Below are 18,264 nucleotides of genomic sequence, written 5' to 3'. Positions count from 1 at the left end.
AAAGAGATGGAACAAGCACTTAAACTTATCAACAATCGACCAAGAAAATGTCTTGGTTGGAAAACTGCATACGAGGCGTTTCAGGAAGAACTGTTGCACTTAATTTGACAAAGTATCATATGTAAAAATGCTGGCACGAAGTTTTATAACTTGTACCAGCATTTCTTGATTAATGGAGTAGCTTTTCAACACGTTGACAAATTTCATCAGCAGAAAGTCCACGTGCATTGATAACGGATCCTTCAGATACTACGTTGCTAATTCCCATAACATTTTCATCTTGTCCACTAATTACGCAACAGTCACAATTTTTTACGTCTTCTTCACTACGGATTTTTTTTACTTCGTATCCTTTTGCTGCTAGTACAGCTTCAACATTAGATAAAGATTCTTCAACACCAATGATTTTTGACATTGTTCATCCACCTCCAATAAATAATGTGTCAAATGGAATCGATATTTATTCATCATTAATTATGTTTAGGGATTTGGAAAATTTCCCATGCTATAAAATCGCAAATCTAGTGCAAATTATGAATGGAGGTGACCAATATGGCTGATAAAAAAGGTAAAAGCAAAAAGTTAGATCGTGAAGAATATGGTCATGGATATGATTTAAGTCCTGATGATTTCGATGTAATTGGACAAAATAATCAAGCAAAAAAACAAAATCAAAATGAAAATAAAGGGAAACCGGATAATAAACACAATCCATCTAGATTGAATCAGTAAAATCGGCTCTGAAAAGTCCTCTTAAGATGGTCTTTTTATGACTGACGCTTATGCTTTCGTCACAAATAAATTGTGCCGAGGATGGTGGCATAATGGTGACCACCTGAGAAGCAGATTTATTATTTAAGAAGGGAAGGTGTTCAAAAGTGTATACTTTTGGCCCTTCCTTTTTGGCATTTTTTGACGGAAGTTTTTTCGACATAAGTTCTATTTTTCTCTCCTTTTTCTTAAAGTATAACGAGACACTATAAAGGGGAGAAATGATGGAAATTGATGGCGTGTTCTCCGGTGGTGGTATTAAAGGATTTGCATATGTTGGTGCCTTACAAGTATTAGAAGAACAGAATTACACCTTCAAACGGGTAGCAGGGACGAGTGCCGGGGCCATTTTTGCTTGTTTAATAGCGGCTGGATATACAGCATCAGAAATTGAAGAAATGTTAGATGAACTAAATTTAAAAACACTTCTTGATCCTCGGAAATCTGCACGAAGACTCGTTTTTTTAAAATGGCTAAACCTATACTTCAAAATGGGTCTTTATAGAGGGAAAGCGTTAGAGAAATTTTTTTATAAGAAACTGGCAGAAAAGGGTGTTATCACCTTTAGTGATTTACCCCGTGGTTCCCTTAAGCTTATTGCTTCTGATTTAACGAATGGACGTATCGTTGTAATACCTGATGATTTGCCGAAATATGGGATTGATTGGCGGAAGTTTTCTGTAGCAAAAGCGTTAAGAATGAGTTGTGGAATTCCATTTTTCTTTGAACCCATCAAATTAAGTGATCAAAAAGGTGAAAACATTTTTGTTGATGGAGGGGTTTTAAGTAATTTTCCGCTTTGGGTTTTTCAAAGGAACAAAGCGCGGCCAATACTTGGATTTAAGCTAAGCCATCCAAGTGCAGAAATAGATCCAAAGAAAATCTCGAATGGTTTAGATTTGTTTGATGCATTATTCAAAACGATGAAATCGGCCCATGACGAACGTTATATTTCAAGAAAACATGAGAAAAGTATTGTTTTTATACCTGTAGAAAATCTTAGTGCTACTCAATTTGATATTTCGAAAGAAGTAAAACAACAATTGATTGATATTGGTAGAAAAAGAACGATGCAATTTTTAGAAACCTGGGATAGAAGTTAGTGTTTGATGGATAAACAAAGCAAGAATTGAAATACTAACAATAAAAATGCTAAAGGAGTAGAGGTTAGTGGCGAAAACACCAAAAGAGATAGCAGAAAAAATATTAGATCATAACATGGTTGGAACGATGGCAACGATTGAAGGAGATAAGCCTCATTCACGATATATGACTTTTTTTAACGATAACTTTACTCTATATACTGTAACAAGTGATCACACTCATAAAGTTGAAGAACTGTCAAAAAATCCATATACTCATATATTAATTGGTTACGATGGAAAAGGTTTTGGGGATGAATTTTTAGAAATTGAAGGGAAAGTGGAAATTTCTTCTGATGATACTATGAGGGAGAAGGTTTGGAATAAACTTTTGAAACCATGGTTTAGTGGACCAGACGACCCGAAAATGGTTATTCTAAAAGTGACACCATCTCAAATAAAATTAATGAATACAAAAGGGGACGATCCGAAATTTGTGGAGTTTTGATATTTTAGGGCTATCAAGAGAGACTTGATAGCCCTAAAAAAATGAAGTTATTTTTGTTCCACTAATATTTGGCGAATTATTTGTTTGTTTTGTTTTTTAAATTTTTCATTATGAGATGACACGATTCCAATGGATTCTGCTGTTGGCTCTATATATTTTTTTGCACTATTTACAGCATTTACGGCATCTTGGAATGCACCTACTAAAAGGTTTACCTTTCCATCAAAAGATAAGATATCACCTGCAGCATATATTCCTTCTTGAGAAGTATGGCCTTTTGAAGTACCTTCGTAATAATAATTGTCTTTCAAACTTAAATTAATGTTCTCAGCAAAACCTAACGATGCATCCCTGTTATAGCCATGGCAAACAATAATGTGATCAACAGGTTGAAGTAACGATTCCTCTTTACCATCCTGTTTAAGAACAGCTTGTTGAATAAGTGTTTTTTCTTTGTTTGGTATTAATCTTTCAATGCTTGTGTTAAATAGTACTTTTGCTTTAGAGTCTGCTAGTATTCGAGCAGTTTGTGCTTCATGGGCAGAAAACTGATCTTTTCGATAGGCAACAATCACTTCTTCTGCAATATCTAATAATTCAACAGCCCAATCGATCGCCCCATTACCTCCACCTGATATAAGAACTCGTTTTTGTTGAAACGGTTTTAATGACGGTATTGTATAATGTAAGTTTGACATTTCGTATTTTTCAGCACCGTCAATTTCTAATTTTTGTGGGTTAATGATACCGCCACCCACTGCCATAATAATTGATTTAGAATAGTGTTTAACACCATCATTTGTTGTGATGATAAATAAATTGGTGTCGTCTTTCTCGATGAAGTCTACTTTCGTATTCGTAATAATTGTTGGATCGAAAGTTTTTGCTTGTGATATGATTTGTTTCACGAATTGACTACCTAAAATAGGTGGCTGTCCACCAACATCCCATATCATTTTTTCTTGGAATAATAAAACTTTACCACCTAATTCTTTTTGGGATTCAATCAATTTTGTTTTCATGTTTCTTAATCCACTATAAAAGGCACTATATAATCCTGCTGGGCCACCTCCAACAATGGTTACATCATATACGTCACGCATAAACTCGCTCCATTTCTACTATAAATCTTACTATGTATAACAGTCAGACATTATATCTATTGTAAATATGATTATATCGTTAATGAAAACGATTATCAATATTAAGTGGCTTGGGATGAAATAAGCTTAGGTTTAATAAAATTTAGTGGCAAATTTTTTGATTAGGAACAAAACATTTTAAAAATTGGTTCTATCTTGTCCTTTTTATCTTAAACTAGAATATAGGAATTGAATTGAGGTGTGAAAATTGAAAAAATGGGGAATATCTGCAATTGTTCTGTTTATAATTTATGCTGTATTGATGTATTTTTATATTTTTCATTGGAGCTCAAATGGAATACCAGAAGTATTAAAAGGGACAGTAGCCGATCCAGCAACATTTATGACAGAGCGTGAATTACTCTTAAGTGAAGAATATTCAAAAGTAAAGAATTTTATTTTCTTTATTTTAACTCCTCTAGAATGGCTCGTATATTTATTTATTTTAGGGACAGGTCTATCCCGTGTGTTCGAAAAATGGTCTGAATTAGGGCTTAAATGGAAAGTCATTAAAAACGGAGCGTATTTATTCTTCCTATATCTTTTTACCGCCATTCTTTTTTACCCAGTTGATCTATACCGGTATAATTTAAGTAAAAAGTATGGCATCAGTACACAAGATTTTTCTTCTTGGATGCGTGATTATGTCATTGATTTTTGGGTTGGGTTTATTACAACTTTAATTATTGTCATCGTTTTATACTGGCTGCTCCATATAAGTAAAAAAAGATGGTGGCTGTATGCGTGGTTACTCACAATACCATTTGCCATTTTTATGATGTATATACAACCGGTAATTATTGATCCACTTTATAATGAGTTTTATCCATTAAAAGATAAAGCATTAGAAGAAAAAATATTAGATTTAGCTGATCAAGCAAATATCCCTTCTGAACATGTTTTTGAAGTAAATATGGCGGAAAAAACCAATGCAATGAATGCTTATGTAACGGGAATTGGTGATAATTCAAGAATTGTACTTTGGGATACAACCCTTAACCAATTATCAGAAAGTGAAATCTTGTTCATTATGGCCCATGAGATGGGACATTATGTTCAGAAGCATATTTACATTGGAATGGCTGCTTATATTTTATCCACACTCGTTGGTTTATGGTTAATTTCAAAAATCATGCCTTGGCTTATTGATCGTTTCGGACAAGTTCTAAAAATAAAAGAAATGAAAGATATTAACTCGTTACCATTATTTTTACTTCTAATTTCATTAATGTTATTCTTGTCTAATCCAGTTTCGAATTTTGTATCACGTTACCAAGAAAGTCGTGCTGACGAATATGCGATGGAACTAACAAAAAATCCCGAAGCAGCAGTTAGTAGCTTCCAAAATCTTGCCAAGACAGGTTTAAGCGAGGTAAATCCTCCATTTATTGTGAAGATTTTCCGTTATACGCATCCATCTATGCTTGAAAGAATCAATACTGTAGCTGAATATACGAAAAAAGAAAAATAATAAAAAATGCCTGACTATTATTGGTTGGGCATTTTTTTTGTTTTCCCAAACAATTTTATAAGTAGACAAGAGAATAATTCACAAAAAATGTAAATCTGTATGAAAGTCTAAATAAAATATTCTGGATCTAAATGGAAAATCCGAACAAAAGCTAAAGAGTAAGAATATAATAAAATGAAAAGAAAAAGAGAAAATTTACCTATTGACATATTGTGTATACATATCAATAGATAGGTGGTGAGCAAAATGGATTTCTTCTTAGTCGCATTAACATTCTGGTCCCTTGTAATATTGTCACTACTCCTTTTAATCCACGGATTATGGAAAAAATCATGGCAATCGCTAGTCGTTAGTGGGTTTGCATTCCTGCTTCCAATGCTCTATTTTGCAATGGTTGATAAGTTATTTATCGCCTTCGCTCTATTACCTATTGTCCCGTTCATTTTGGCATATAATATGAAGAAAAAAGAACTTTAGTTTAGCAGCTAGCATTACTATACAGTAATGCTAGCTTTCTCTTTTTAAGATAAATTAATAAGATTTAGTAGAAATAAGCATGTGAGGATTGAGGAAATATCAATTAGTTAATAAGCGGATTATTATAGGGGGTACTTTTTTGAATCTATGAGGCTATATTAATGAATGATGATATATGCTAAATTTAAATGGATATGGTAAATGGAGGGGAAAGATGAATATTTTCGCCACTCAACAAATAAATGGTAATCAGGATTTTGGTATTACAACGAGTGTAAAAAATAATAATGGTACGACTTCATTCAAAAAAGTTTTCGGTGATGAAGCTAGAAAAATTAATCCTCTTCACGATGTTAATAATTCTCGTAATAATTTAATAAACGAAGCAATTGAAACGAATGATTGGTCAAATTATTATGCGTTTGAAGCAAAGCAACATCCTGCTTGGTATGAACAGGTAGATGGACAATATGTACCGAACAAAATGTATTATAGTTCGTTAATTGAGGCGAATATGAATGCAGTACATAATGCCAAAGTAGATGGAGATAATGAGTTAGTGGCAATTTGGGAAAATAATTTACATCAGATGATTGATAAATTTAATAATGCTCCTGGTATTGTTCCATATGTCGTAGGGTTGAATGATCGAAAGGATCTTGCGGAGCAATATGGTGTTGCAATGGCGGATAAAACTTTCTTTGACAGCAAATATAATTCACAACTTGTAGCCACTCAAGGAAAGTTTGATCAAAATATGTGGTATGATAATGCTTACTTTGCAGAAAACAAAGAATTAAAAGAACATGTTGCATCGTTAATTTCCGAAGAGCTTCCGAAAGAATCAATTACGAATTCATCAACCGTTGTTGCAAGTAGTGAAGAGAACATAACACAAGCTAATTCAATTGAAAATGAATTTTCGGAATCTAATGTTACTCAAAATCAATCAGAGGTACTTGAAAACCTGGTAGCTAAAAGTAATATTGAATCGGATTCCATCAACTTAATAGAAGAAATACAAGAAAACCAACAAAAAGAAAATGAACAACAAGAAGCAGTTCAGCAGCACGACCTGAAAGAATTATATTTACATAACCTGAAGTTCGCTTTTCACCCAAACTTCAAATTGGTAAAAGAATCGTATATTTAATCAAAAACGGCGAGTTAATCTCGTCGTTTTTTCATATCAAAAACAATTCTATTTTACTTTAGTAATCATAGATTGTTAAAGTACGTTGATTTGGCTAAATTGAATCAAAAAAATGAACCATTAATAATATTCTATGTTAATATACAATGATAAGAATCAACTGAAATAAAAAAGGGAGGATAAGAAATGACCTTAATTTGCTTTGTACGCCATGGTGAAACAGAATGGAATACCCTTAGGAAAATACAGGGAAGAGCAGATATTCCTTTAAATACTATTGGAATAAAACAAGCTCATGATTGTAAAACGTATTTTACTAATACAGAGTGGGATGTGTTAGTTTCAAGTCCTCTGCAACGAGCTAGACAAACAGCAGAAATTATTAATGAACACTTAAATTTGAATATACATATAATGAATGAATTTATTGAAAGAAATTATGGAGATATTGAAGGATTAACTTTAGAACAAAGAGCTTCATTATATCCCGATTTAACATGTCCGAACCAAGAAAGTTTAGAACAAGTGAAGGAACGTACCCTATATGGACTAAATAAATTGCATCAAACCTATACAAATCAGAAAATCATAGTAGTTGCACATGGAGGAGTGATTAAAATAATTTTATCGACTCTTTCAAACGGTCAAATTGGATCTGGAAAAACGAAATTAACGAATGGCAGTTTAAGTAATATACGATTTGAAGATGGATGCTGGAAGGTAGATAATTATAATCAAGTATGTCATTTAAAGGAAAAATACAATGAAGAATATGTCAAATATTAAGCCTTTATATTTATAAGAAATCATTCACTTATGGTCTTTTTCGTTCGAATTACTGTAAATTGTTTCCTGATATTTAGCTGGTTTATAATTAAGGTAACATGATACTCAAGGAGTGTTCACCATGAAAGTGAGTGTACAGAAAAGGCAAAATCTCTGGCTAGCTTTATTATTATTAGTTCTTTGTAGTAACTTAACGTTATATCGTACTGATTTTGGAAAAAGTATTCTCGAAACTGGACCAAGTAGTGTAGCTTTAGGATCATTAATTGATTTAGTAATTGTTGCACCAATTTTAGTGTTAGCTTGGAAAAGAGAAAAGAGTATTAAACTATTTTTACTACTAAGTGCTAGCGGATTAGTCTTATCAAGAATTTTAATCCCTATTGAATATTTAAAACCATATGTAGCGATTACATGGGTTGGAATTGCGGTTGAACTAGGATTACTAGCGATAGAATTATTATTACTTGTAACATTAGTTCGCTATTTACCAAAGATCATTAAAGATACGAAAAATAGCAGCTTACCAATCTTATTTTCATTTACTAATGCAGTTGACCGGTATGTACAAAAGCATCAATTAATCCATATCGTATGTTCCGAAATGCTAATGTTTTATTATGCATTAGCTAGTTGGAGAAAGAAACCAACTTTAAATGAAAATACTGTAACGTTACACAAAAATTCAAGTTATATTGCTTTTCAAGTAATGCTTATCCATGCGGTGGTTATTGAAACACTTGGTATTCATTGGTTCATCCATGAAAAATCCATGATTCTTTCTATTATTTTATTAGTGTTAAATATTTACACAGTTATTTTCTTCTTAGCGGATATTCGGGTAGTCCAATTAAATCCTGTTTTATTTACGAAGGAAAAAATGTATATTTCTCTTGGTTTAATGAAACGTATGGAAATAAGCTGGGCAGACATACATGAAGTAATTACAGAACAGGAAGAATTAAAACAAAAGCTAACGAAGGATACAATTGATTTTTTAGCGAAAGATTTTGATGAAGTCACACCAAATGTAATATTAAAGTTAAAGCAACCTATTGAAGCTACTTTAGCGTTAGGATTAAAAAAATCCTATGAAAAAGTTGCGATTAAATTTGATGATCTTCAACGTTTTATTGATGCTTATAATAAATATAAATCGTAACTGTTTAAGGGGGAGAAGCTCTTCCTCTTTTTTTATTTCATTTATAGGAAAATTTGCCATATAATAATAAAATTAGAGGTTTTTTTTCTTTGAGGTGAGAAAGTTGAAATCATTTCTTTTACGAATTTGTTGCTTAATAATCAGTACTGGATTAATTATACTTCATACTAGCGCTCAAAAAAGTCATTTCACCTTAACACTCTTTTTAATAACTGGTGTCATGTTATTATATTTCATCATGCCTCTAATGAAATTTCCAGTAGCAAACTATTTATTCATTATCGCATTGATTACATTAACTGTTTTCATTTCAGAGGATTCGACCTTTATCTTACCGTTTCTTGCATTTATTTCAATTGACAGTTCCTTTCGTTTAAAGGAACGAGGATTTATATTCTTTATTACAATAGTTTTCACATTGTGTTTCATTCTTACTTTATTAAAAATGATATCGCTTTATAGTTTTTTACTAATGATATCAATTATTGTTTGTTGCGTTTTCCTTCATAGATATTTATCAGAAGTTGAGCTAAAAAATACATTGTACGAACAATTACTTTCGCAATTTCGAAAAATAAAAAGGGATTCTGTTGAGCAAGAAGAGTTGGTACGCGCGGAGGAAAGAACAAAGATTGCGAGGGATATGCATGATTCTGTTGGTCATAAACTGACATCCTTATTAATGCAACTTGAAATGCTGTCTATTCAAAATAATTCGGAGAGTTTATCGGAACTCAAACAATTAGCAAGAGAAAGCTTAGAAGAAACCCGATATGCTGTTCGGCAATTAAAATCTACAGAAACGACAGGAATACAATCTGTTATTCAATTAATTAGAAAACTAGAAATGGAAAGTAATCTACATATTCGTTTTACTATTGAAAAAGGGGTTCTCTCCATACCTATTTCCAATGAACAAAGTATAGTGCTGTATAGAGTATTACAAGAATGTTTAACGAATGCGATGAAGCATAGTCAATCCAAAGAGGTAGAAGTAACACTAACAGTTGATTCATTGCAGCAACTACTTTTTGAAGTGAAAAATAAACATGTTTCTAACTTACCACTGATTAAAGGTTTTGGATTAACTAATATGGAAGGCAGACTGCAAGAAATAAATGGACAACTACGAGTATTGAGAGATGAAAAGAATTTTATAGTAAGGGGAACATTTCCATTAAAAACGTTTGGGGAGGGGTTAAAATGACATTTCGTATATTACTAGTAGAGGATCAGACAATTGTTCGAAATGGACTGAAAATGATTGTTGAACAAGACGAACATTTTCAAATAGTAGCAGAAGCAAGTAATGGTCATGAGGCACTCAAAGTACTTGAAAGTTTTCAAGTCGACCTCATTTTAATGGATGTACGAATGCCCGAAATGAATGGGATCGAAGCAACAAAGCGGATTCGAGAGCAATACCCGGAAGTAAAAATTATTATTTTAACTACTTTTGACGATGAAGAATATGCATATGAGACATTAAAAGACGGAGCGAATGGTTTTTTACTTAAGTCATCTGAGCCGGAAAAATTACTTTCTTCTATTCATAGTGTGTTAAATGGGGGGCTTGTGTTACAAGAAGATGTTGCAGCGAAATTAATGCCGAAGCTTTTACAGCGACAAGTCCCACAACAAACAGAAATCTCAATAAATCTTACTAAGCGCGAATTAGAGATTGTGAAGTTGATAGGAGAAGGTAAGACAAATAAGGAAATTGCTTCAACTCTTTATTTATCGGTTGGAACGGTAAAAAATCATATTACAAACATTTTGCAACAACTAGATTTACGAGATCGAACACAATTAGCTATTTATGCAGTGAAACATAATCTTGTTTAAATACCCGGTACAGGTAAGATTCTGGTTAAACAGAATACTTTCACCGGGTTTTTTGTTTTCATTTGTTTAAGTTGTTACTGGAGTTGGGCGGGATAACTTCGCTTTTCTGATTGTCTAGCTGCGGCGGCTAGCTGCTCGAAAACTTCAACTCCCTCCTACGCAGTGGGCTGCTTGTCGGGAGTCTCCAGTTTTTTTCGCAGCTGGTCCAGCCGCCTCCGCTTTTCTAGTTGTCTAGCTACAGCGGCTAGGCCCTCGCGACGCTTCAACTCTTCCTGCGAAGGCAAAAAGCGCCTTCTTGTCAGAGTTTCCAGCGCGTGACGAGCCTAAGCGAGCCGCTTACGCTTTTCTAGTGTCTAGCTCTGGCGGCTAGCTGCTCGAAAACTTCAACTCCCTCCTACGCAGTGGGCTGCTTGTCGGGAGTCTCCAGTCTTTTTCGCAGCTGGTCCAGCCGCCTGCGCTTTTCTAATGACCAGAGTCATTTTATTTAATGACGTTAGCTACTTAGAAAGGGTTTGTAAAGTTGGTAAAGTATAGTTGAAAGGAAGGGATCGTATGATTGAAGCTGTGAATTTAACGAAGAGCTTTAAGAGTGGTGTTGCTGTTGACCATATTAATTTTTATATTGAGCCGGGTGAAATTGTCGGAATGCTTGGACCAAATGGCGCAGGGAAATCAACAACGATAGCAATGTTGTCAACGCTAATACCGCCTACAGAGGGTGATGTATTGCTTCATCAAAAAAGTGTATTAAAGGACCAGAATCTTTTACGAAAAGTTTTAGGGGTTGTTCCTCAGGAAATCGCTTTATACGGGGATCTTACGGCGAAAGAAAATTTATTTTTCTTTGGAAACTTATATAAAATACCTAAAAAACAATTGAACGAACGAGTTGAAATTGTTCTTGAACAAATTGGATTAGAAAATGAAACGAAAAAGCTAGTAAAACATTATTCTGGGGGAATGAAGAGGCGTTTAAACATTGGAGTTGCTCTTTTGCATGAACCACAATATTTAATTATGGATGAACCGACAGTAGGAATTGATCCCCAATCACGTAACCATATCCTTGAAACTGTAAAAAAATTAAATGAACAGTCAAATACAGCCATTATTTATACGAGTCACTATATGGAAGAAGTCGAGTATCTTTGTAATCGTATTTACATTATGGACCAAGGGCGGATTATTGCATCTGGTTCAAAAGACGAAATAAAAGCAATTCTTTCATCTGAAAATACCGTTGTTGTAAAAGTTAATAATAATTCAAACGCCTTTATGAATGAGCTATTCAATCAACCAATTCTTACTAATATTAAAGCGGACGAAGACAAAATTAATTTTACAATTGCCAAGGGGGTAAACTTTTTACCAAACTTACTTTCGTTATGTGAACGTCATAATGTCCTGTTAAAAAGTTTTCAAATGGAAGAGCCAACATTAGAAGATGTTTTTTTACATTTAACGGGCCGTGCTTTACGCAATTAGGAGGGTGAAACATGTTCTTAGCACTTATTCAAAAACAAATTAAATTATTGTTAAGAAGTCCTTCTGAATTATTAATTTTGCTTGCCATGCCTATCGGGTTAATTCTTATTTTAAGTTTTGCTCTAGGGTCTATTATGAATGGTGATTTAGAAATAACAAATGTAGAAATTGCTCTTGTTCAACATGGGAATGAAGAAGAGGAAATAGAAGCATTTTTTCAAAAGGCTAATGATACCTTCCCAATTGCAGATGAACTAAGAGGGCAAATTGCAGGGATGGTTCCAGTTAAGTTACTAGAAGAACAAATTATGGAGAATGATGAATTGAAGGAATTTGTTCATATTACAAAAGTTAATGAGAAGGATATTGAAAGAACGCGGAATAATGGAGAATTTTCAGCAATCATTGAAATTCCAGAAAATTTTACTTATGATTTTTTAACCTATCAATTTTTAAATGGTGAAAAGCCATCATTTTCTGTTTATTTAAATGAAAGTAAACAAATTAATTCAACGATTGTCCAAACATTAATAAATGATTTTCAACATCAATATACACTGAATAAAGTTTTAAATGAAAATGGATTACTGTTAGAAGGAATGATTGTACCATCTCCTGAAATAACATCAACAATTAATACAATCCAGTCGAAAGGTGAAATTACGTCTAAAATTTATTACACATTTAGTATGGCTGTTATGTTTATTTTATTTACGGCTGGGACAATTGCAAGTCAAGCGTTTTTAGAAAAGGATTCCCATATTTTTGATCGCATGATACTTGCGAGGATTCGCCCAATAACTTACTTATTTAGTATTATCATATCTACTGTCATTTTTGCTATGGTACAAATGTTAATTTTATTTACTTTCAGCTATTTTGCCTTCAATATTACTTTCAATCAACTAGGATTGTATCTGTTATTAACGTTCTTTTTGGCAATCGTAGTAGGGGGAATCGCAGCAGTACTATCTTCATTAAATTATCGAAATAATTCAGCTAGTGCTTCAAATGTATTTTCAAATGCATTTGTATCCATTTTCGCATTACTAGGAGGTAGTTTCTTTAATATAAGTAGTATAGCTCCTGGTATGGCGAAAATTGGATTATTGACTCCGAATGGTGCAGCTTTAGACGGTTATTTAAAGTTAACTCAACAAGCATCGTTTTCGGATTTATTACCTAACCTTACGAATTTATCTATCTTAATGATTATTTTAATTGTTTTGGCATTCCTGCTCTTCCCGAAAAGAGGTGGTATCGCATGATGGATATATTAAAAACAAAGTTTATTTTATTAAAAAGAGAACCGGTAAGCTTTATTGTTATAACAGTAATCATCTGTTTATTTGCATATATATTAGGTTTGGGTCAACAATCAAAATTACCAATTGCTGTCTATTCAAGTTTGGATGAAAAATTAACAGAGACATTGCTTCTAGAATTAAAAAAAATGCCCGATGTTGATTACACTCTTTATGATGAGGAGGAAGCCCTAAAGTTAGTTGAAGAAGGGGATGTAGAACTAGCAGTACATTTACAGTCAAATAGATTTGATTTAATTACTTCGCCCAATTTTTTAAATGCACCGTTATTTCAAAGTGAAATTTCTACAATTTATCGAGAAGTAATGCAAAATGAAACAATTTTGAATACTTATCCGGTTGAACAACAAGGGAATGTACAATCCATTTTAGAAGATGCAAATAATAACCCTAGTTTTATTGTTGAATATGCAAATTTCTCAAACGATGGGGATTTTATTTACGATGCCAAACTTCATAGCTTATTTGGATTTACTCTTTTTATGGTAATTTATACAATTGCTAACGGAGTAAATCATATTGTGATGGAAAGAAGAAATTATATTTGGTCAAGATTAATAGTTTCTTCTATTGGGAAAACCCAAATATATACTGCGAATCTGATATATAGTTTTTTATTAGGCTATTTACAAGTAATACTTGTCTTGAGTATTTTTCATTTTGGAGTTGGTGTTGATTTTTACGGTGGATTTTTAAAAACATTAATCGCTATAATACCGTATTTGTTATGTATTGTGGCATTGGCTATTTTCGTTGCATCTATCGTAAATACACCGGGGAAATTTAATGCAATTATTGCTGTAATAGCAGTTCCGTTCGCTATGCTTGGCGGTGCATATTGGCCAATCGATATCGTCACTTCAAAAATAATCTTAGCATTATCTTACATTTCACCTATTACGTATGGAATGGAAATATTAAATGGAGTAACTATTTACAGTGGCTCAATAGCAGAACTTGCTCAACCACTTGGAATACTTCTTTTCATGTCTGTCGTTTTAATGGGGATTGGTATTAACGTCTTGGAAAAAAAGGGGCAATCTTAATGAATGCGCGGCTTACTAATGTAAGCCGCGTTAAAATTTTTTATGTAAAATTTAACAGTGTATATAAAATTTTGAAACTGTTCATAAGCTAGCTCCGTCTAAGGTGTGTAGAAAAATTTGGAGGTGTACTGCTGTGTTTGCAACAGATTTATTATCTGACGAGGACAATGCTTCAGAACTGTTTGAAGAACTTGTTGAGACTTATGCGGAAAGTTTAATACAAGTGGCATATTCATATGTGAAAAATAAACAGATGGCTGAAGATATTGTGCAGGATGTATTTATTAAAGCATTCGAAAAGAAATCTCAATTTCGCGGAGATTCATCTTATAAAACATATTTATATAAAATGACTATAATCGAAGCTATGATTATTTAAGAAGTTGGTCGTACCGCAATCATTTTCTAACAAATAAATTTTCAAATTTATTTGGTGTGCATAAGTCCATGGATGAGTTTCTCGTAATTGAAGATGAACGGGCAGTTATAGGTAATGAAGTATTAAAGTTAAAACCAAAATATCGTGAGGTAGTCGTATTATTTTATTTTAAAGAATTAAAAATAGAAGAAATTGCAACTATCCTTGATTGCTCAATCAATACTGTAAAAACAAGACTTAGTCGTGCAAGAAATATGTTAAAAGAGCGATTAGGAGGGAAACTAGATGAGTGAAAATCAGATTAAGAAAAGTATCCAATATATTTTTACAGAGAACCAAGTGTATGATCAAGGAACAAAAAAGAGAATTTTAAATAAAATTACAAACCCTCCTCAGAAGAAAAGAAGAACATCATTGATGCCGATAGTAGTAACAATATGCTTATTATTAGGTACAGGAGTTTGGATTTCAACTATACTATCTAATTCATCGCAAAATCAAAATTTAGCCAACACTGAAGAAGAACTTCCTACGAGTGACAATCTAGAAGGGATTAGTAGTGAAAATGATAAAATTGCAGAGTTAGAATTTCAGGTAAGTACTTTTGAAGATGAAAGGGAATATTATCATGAAGTGATTGCACAAATATTACCAAGTTTATCTGATGAAGAAATGTTAAATCTTGCAAAGAGTCATTTTAGATATGAACTTTCTGTTAATCAAACTCCCCTCACCTCTAATGGGAAAATGGAAGTAGAGCCTGGAGAAGTTGATGTAATGTTAACATTTTGGATGACACCACATTACAACGTTTTATCCGATGAATGGTATCAAAAAGGGATGATTAGTGGAGATTATTTCTCTCATATTGAAAAAGTTGAACCAGATAATGGGGAAGTCATTTATGCAGATGGAGCAAATGTTACTGCTCAAGGATATAAATTTACAAACATGCAAAGTGGCTCAAAAATTTCATTAAAAATTTCCGAAGAACTGCGTGAAAGATTATCTTTAGATACAAATGAAATTGAAATATTAGTTAAATAGTGTTACGGGATATTCTTTTTGGGGGGATTCTATTATATGATTGTGTGATTTCTTAGGAAATAATGTTCTCAAAACGCTTAATAAATTTTTTTAAAATTGAGCAACTCTTTTTCCATTTTTTCGTCACAAGATGTGATAGATTTCCTCCAGAAAGATGCTTTTTTGTAACGTGTTAAAATGTTATACTAGAATGTATGTATTTTGTAAAATGAAGAATGCTAAACTTTAAGAAAGGGGAATAATAGATGCGGAAAAAGCCTAAAAATAATCGTGCTTCAAGTGTAAAAGCAAAATATCGAGCTAGTCTTTCGTTTCGTATGAATATCCTTTTCTTTTCAATCTTTCTATTATTTTCTGCACTTATTTTCCGCCTAGGTTATCTGCAAATTGTAAAAGGTGAAGATTATGTTCGTGCGATTGAAAGAACTGAAGAAATTGCAGTAAATACGAGTGTACCTCGTGGGCGTATTTATGATCGTTATGGAAGAATATTAGTGGATAATGACCCTGAAAATGCAATTACATATACGAAAATGCAAACTACTACGACAGAAGAAATGATTGATATTGCAGAACAATTAGCAATGTTAATTGAACAACCAACTGATCGTATTACTTTACGAGACCGACAAGATTTTTGGATATTAAAAAATAAAGATGCTGCTTATGCAAAAGTATCCAAGGAAGAAGAGTTAAAATTACGTGCTAATGAGGAATTAGATGACAAACAGGTCCAACAAGAAATTGATCGATTAGTACGTGAAAGAATTACTGAGGAAGAGTTAAATGAATTCACACCGTTTGAATTAGAAGTATTAGCAATTTACCGAGAAATGGCATCTGGTTATTATCTTTCTCCTCAAATTATTAAAAATGAAAATGTTACAGATGCAGAATTCGCTCGTGTTTCAGAAAGACTCCCTGATTTACCTGGAGTGAACACTACTACAGATTGGAAGCGAGTAAAACTTTCATCCGTTGCTATACTTGGAAGAACTACGGTTCCAAGTAAAGGGATTCCGAAAGCAAAATTAAATTATTATTTAGCAAGAGACTATTCTCGGAATGACCGAGTTGGAGAAAGTTATTTTGAAGCACAATATGAAGAGTTACTACAAGGACAAAAATCTGTTGTAAAAAATATAACGAATAACAAAGGTGAAGTTATTAATACGGTAACGACATTCCCAGGTGAGCCAGGGAAAGATTTAGTTTCAACTCTCGATATCGAACTTCAAACTGAAGCCGAAAAAATCGTTGAGAAGAAGTTACTAGAATTAAAATCTTTGGGCCAATCAAAATTACTGGATCGTGCCTTCTTTATAATGATGAATCCGAATACTGGTGAAATCCTCTCAATGGTTGGGAAGAAAATAGAAAAAGATCCGGAAACGGGCAAATCTTATGTTGTGGATTATTCTTATGGAACGTTTACAACAGCATACGAGGTAGGTTCAACTGTAAAAGCTGCTACAGTATTAATGGGTTACTCACAAAATGCTATTGAGCCGGGTACTGTATTAATTGACCAACCAATCAGATTGTACGGAACGAAACCAAAAAGTTCTATCTTTAACCGTAACGGTGCAATTGCAATGAATGATCTAAAAGCTTTAGAACGATCATCCAACTCTTATATGTTCCAAACAGCCATGCGTATTGCAGGAACAAATTACACGCCGAACATGGTATTTAGAATAAAAGATGATACACTTCAAACTATGCGTAATGGCTATGCACAGTTTGGACTAGGTGTTAATACAGGGATTGACTTACCAAATGAAACATCTGGGGTAAAAGGTGAATTAACGGATACCGGGAAAATTTTAAACTTGGCAATTGGTCAGTTTGATACGTATACACCAATGCAATTGGCACAGTATATTTCAACAATTGCCAATGGTGGATATCGTATTCAACCAAGGTTGTTAAAGGAAATTCGCAATCCTTCTGAAGATGGGGAAACTTTAGGTCCTGTTGTAGAAGAAGTGACTCCGAAAATCTTAAATCGTATTTCAAATAGTACGGATGAAATTGACCATGTAAAAAAAGGACTTCGACAAGTTTATGTAGGTCCACAAGGTTCTTCCTATGCAGCATTTCACGATACTCCTTATACTGCAGCAGGGAAAACCGGAACAGCGGAAGTTGTTTACTATGGACCATTACGTGAAGATTATGGAACATTTACTGTAAACCTTGCCCATGTTGGTTTTGCACCGATGGAGAATCCTGAAGTTGCTTATGCGGTATTAATTCCATGGGCGACAACGAACTTCAATGTTCACTTAGGTCAAGGTAACCAAATAGCTCGAGAAATATTAGATGTATATTTTAATCTTAAACAAAAATATGAAAAAGATGGAATTACATCAAGTTCTGTAAAACAACAAATTTTACCACCAACAACAGATGATAAAATTGATGAAGATACAGAAGAACAAAAAGTAAATGAATAAAGTAAAAAAACATACTAACATTAGTAGTACAAACCAAGGCCATGGTTTGTGCTACTATTTTTTTATAGTAGAAGTGAAGGAAAGTCGAACAGCTCCAGGGACGTATGAGAGTCCGTAAAAAAAACC

The 18,264-nt window shown here is 33.1% G+C and carries 18 protein-coding genes and 2 pseudogenes; 18 read left to right on the top strand and 2 right to left on the bottom strand.

Annotated features, from left to right (window positions below; all coding sequences use genetic code 11):
• Positions 1-108: pseudogene (locus D8M03_RS15420) on the top strand (IS30 family transposase); the annotation flags it as partial.
• Positions 109-169: 61 nt separating this feature from the next.
• Here the strand turns inward: D8M03_RS15420 and D8M03_RS15415 are convergent.
• Entirely contained in the window at positions 170-415 is a 246-nt protein-coding gene (locus D8M03_RS15415; RefSeq protein WP_121215712.1) for a YkuS family protein, read from the bottom strand.
• A gap of 137 nt (positions 416-552) precedes the next feature.
• On the opposite strand from D8M03_RS15415, the gene D8M03_RS15410 reads away from it, so the two are divergent.
• From D8M03_RS15410 to D8M03_RS15395, 3 genes are all read left to right on the top strand, one after another.
• On the top strand, positions 553-732 hold the full coding sequence (locus D8M03_RS15410) for a hypothetical protein (protein ID WP_121215711.1): 180 nt from the start codon (positions 553-555) through the stop codon (positions 730-732).
• A 263-nt stretch (positions 733-995) separates the two neighbouring features.
• Positions 996-1,874: a patatin-like phospholipase family protein gene (locus D8M03_RS15400; protein WP_121215709.1), complete on the top strand. Its 879-nt coding sequence runs from the start codon at positions 996-998 to the stop codon at positions 1,872-1,874.
• A gap of 67 nt (positions 1,875-1,941) precedes the next feature.
• Entirely contained in the window at positions 1,942-2,361 is a 420-nt protein-coding gene (locus D8M03_RS15395) for a pyridoxamine 5'-phosphate oxidase family protein (RefSeq protein WP_121215708.1), read from the top strand.
• Between the two features lie 47 nt (positions 2,362-2,408).
• On the opposite strand, the gene D8M03_RS15390 is transcribed toward D8M03_RS15395, so the two are convergent.
• Positions 2,409-3,464: an NAD(P)/FAD-dependent oxidoreductase gene (locus D8M03_RS15390; protein ID WP_121215707.1), complete on the bottom strand. Its 1,056-nt coding sequence runs from the start codon at positions 3,462-3,464 to the stop codon at positions 2,409-2,411.
• A gap of 301 nt (positions 3,465-3,765) precedes the next feature.
• Between D8M03_RS15390 and D8M03_RS15385 the strand changes: the two genes are divergently transcribed.
• The 14 genes and pseudogenes from D8M03_RS15385 to D8M03_RS15325 all read left to right on the top strand — a co-directional run bounded on the left by D8M03_RS15385 (position 3,766) and on the right by D8M03_RS15325 (position 18,138).
• Positions 3,766-4,974 carry a M48 family metallopeptidase gene (locus D8M03_RS15385; protein WP_121215713.1) on the top strand — a complete coding sequence of 403 codons (1,209 nt, stop codon included), beginning with the start codon at positions 3,766-3,768 and terminating at the stop codon, positions 4,972-4,974.
• A 246-nt stretch (positions 4,975-5,220) separates the two neighbouring features.
• Positions 5,221-5,451: a hypothetical protein gene (locus D8M03_RS15380; RefSeq protein ID WP_121215706.1), complete on the top strand. Its 231-nt coding sequence runs from the start codon at positions 5,221-5,223 to the stop codon at positions 5,449-5,451.
• Between the two features lie 214 nt (positions 5,452-5,665).
• A complete protein-coding gene (locus tag D8M03_RS15375) occupies positions 5,666-6,604 on the top strand; it encodes a hypothetical protein (RefSeq protein WP_121215705.1) in 939 nt (312 codons plus the stop codon).
• Between the two features lie 186 nt (positions 6,605-6,790).
• Entirely contained in the window at positions 6,791-7,390 is a 600-nt protein-coding gene (locus tag D8M03_RS15370; protein WP_121215704.1) for a histidine phosphatase family protein, read from the top strand.
• A gap of 121 nt (positions 7,391-7,511) precedes the next feature.
• Positions 7,512-8,552 (top strand): beta-carotene 15,15'-monooxygenase, encoded by a 1,041-nt coding sequence (locus D8M03_RS15365; RefSeq protein WP_121215703.1) that lies wholly within the window; start codon positions 7,512-7,514, stop codon positions 8,550-8,552.
• Positions 8,553-8,655: 103 nt separating this feature from the next.
• Entirely contained in the window at positions 8,656-9,759 is a 1,104-nt protein-coding gene (locus tag D8M03_RS15360; protein WP_147404830.1) for a sensor histidine kinase, read from the top strand.
• Entirely contained in the window at positions 9,756-10,397 is a 642-nt protein-coding gene (locus tag D8M03_RS15355) for a response regulator (protein ID WP_121215701.1), read from the top strand. The genes D8M03_RS15360 and D8M03_RS15355 overlap by 4 nt, the downstream gene beginning before the upstream one ends.
• 552 nt (positions 10,398-10,949) lie before the next feature.
• Positions 10,950-11,882: an ABC transporter ATP-binding protein gene (locus D8M03_RS15350; RefSeq protein WP_121215700.1), complete on the top strand. Its 933-nt coding sequence runs from the start codon at positions 10,950-10,952 to the stop codon at positions 11,880-11,882.
• 11 nt (positions 11,883-11,893) lie between these two features.
• The gene (locus D8M03_RS15345; protein ID WP_121215699.1) at positions 11,894-13,150 is read left to right on the top strand and encodes an ABC transporter permease; all 1,257 of its coding nucleotides are present in this window, start codon (positions 11,894-11,896) and stop codon (positions 13,148-13,150) included.
• Positions 13,147-14,253 (top strand): ABC transporter permease, encoded by a 1,107-nt coding sequence (locus tag D8M03_RS15340; protein WP_121215698.1) that lies wholly within the window; start codon positions 13,147-13,149, stop codon positions 14,251-14,253. Before D8M03_RS15345 ends, D8M03_RS15340 begins: the two co-directional genes overlap by 4 nt.
• A gap of 133 nt (positions 14,254-14,386) precedes the next feature.
• Positions 14,387-14,632, top strand: coding sequence for an RNA polymerase sigma factor (locus tag D8M03_RS18010; protein ID WP_281272168.1), 246 nt, complete (start codon positions 14,387-14,389; stop codon positions 14,630-14,632).
• 41 nt (positions 14,633-14,673) lie between these two features.
• A pseudogene (locus tag D8M03_RS18005) lies at positions 14,674-14,925 on the top strand (RNA polymerase sigma factor); the annotation flags it as partial.
• Entirely contained in the window at positions 14,918-15,679 is a 762-nt protein-coding gene (locus tag D8M03_RS15330; protein ID WP_121215697.1) for a hypothetical protein, read from the top strand. The pseudogene D8M03_RS18005 and the gene D8M03_RS15330, both read left to right, overlap by 8 nt.
• 245 nt (positions 15,680-15,924) lie before the next feature.
• Positions 15,925-18,138, top strand: a complete 2,214-nt coding sequence (locus tag D8M03_RS15325; protein ID WP_121215696.1) for a penicillin-binding transpeptidase domain-containing protein — start codon at positions 15,925-15,927, stop codon at positions 18,136-18,138.
• Positions 18,139-18,264 lie beyond the last annotated feature (126 nt).

Origin of the sequence: Ureibacillus endophyticus (assembly GCF_003628435.1) — a bacterium.
GTDB classification, from domain to species: Bacteria; Bacillota; Bacilli; order Bacillales_A; family Planococcaceae; genus Ureibacillus; species Ureibacillus endophyticus.
This window is presented reverse-complemented; position numbering and strand designations above follow the sequence as displayed.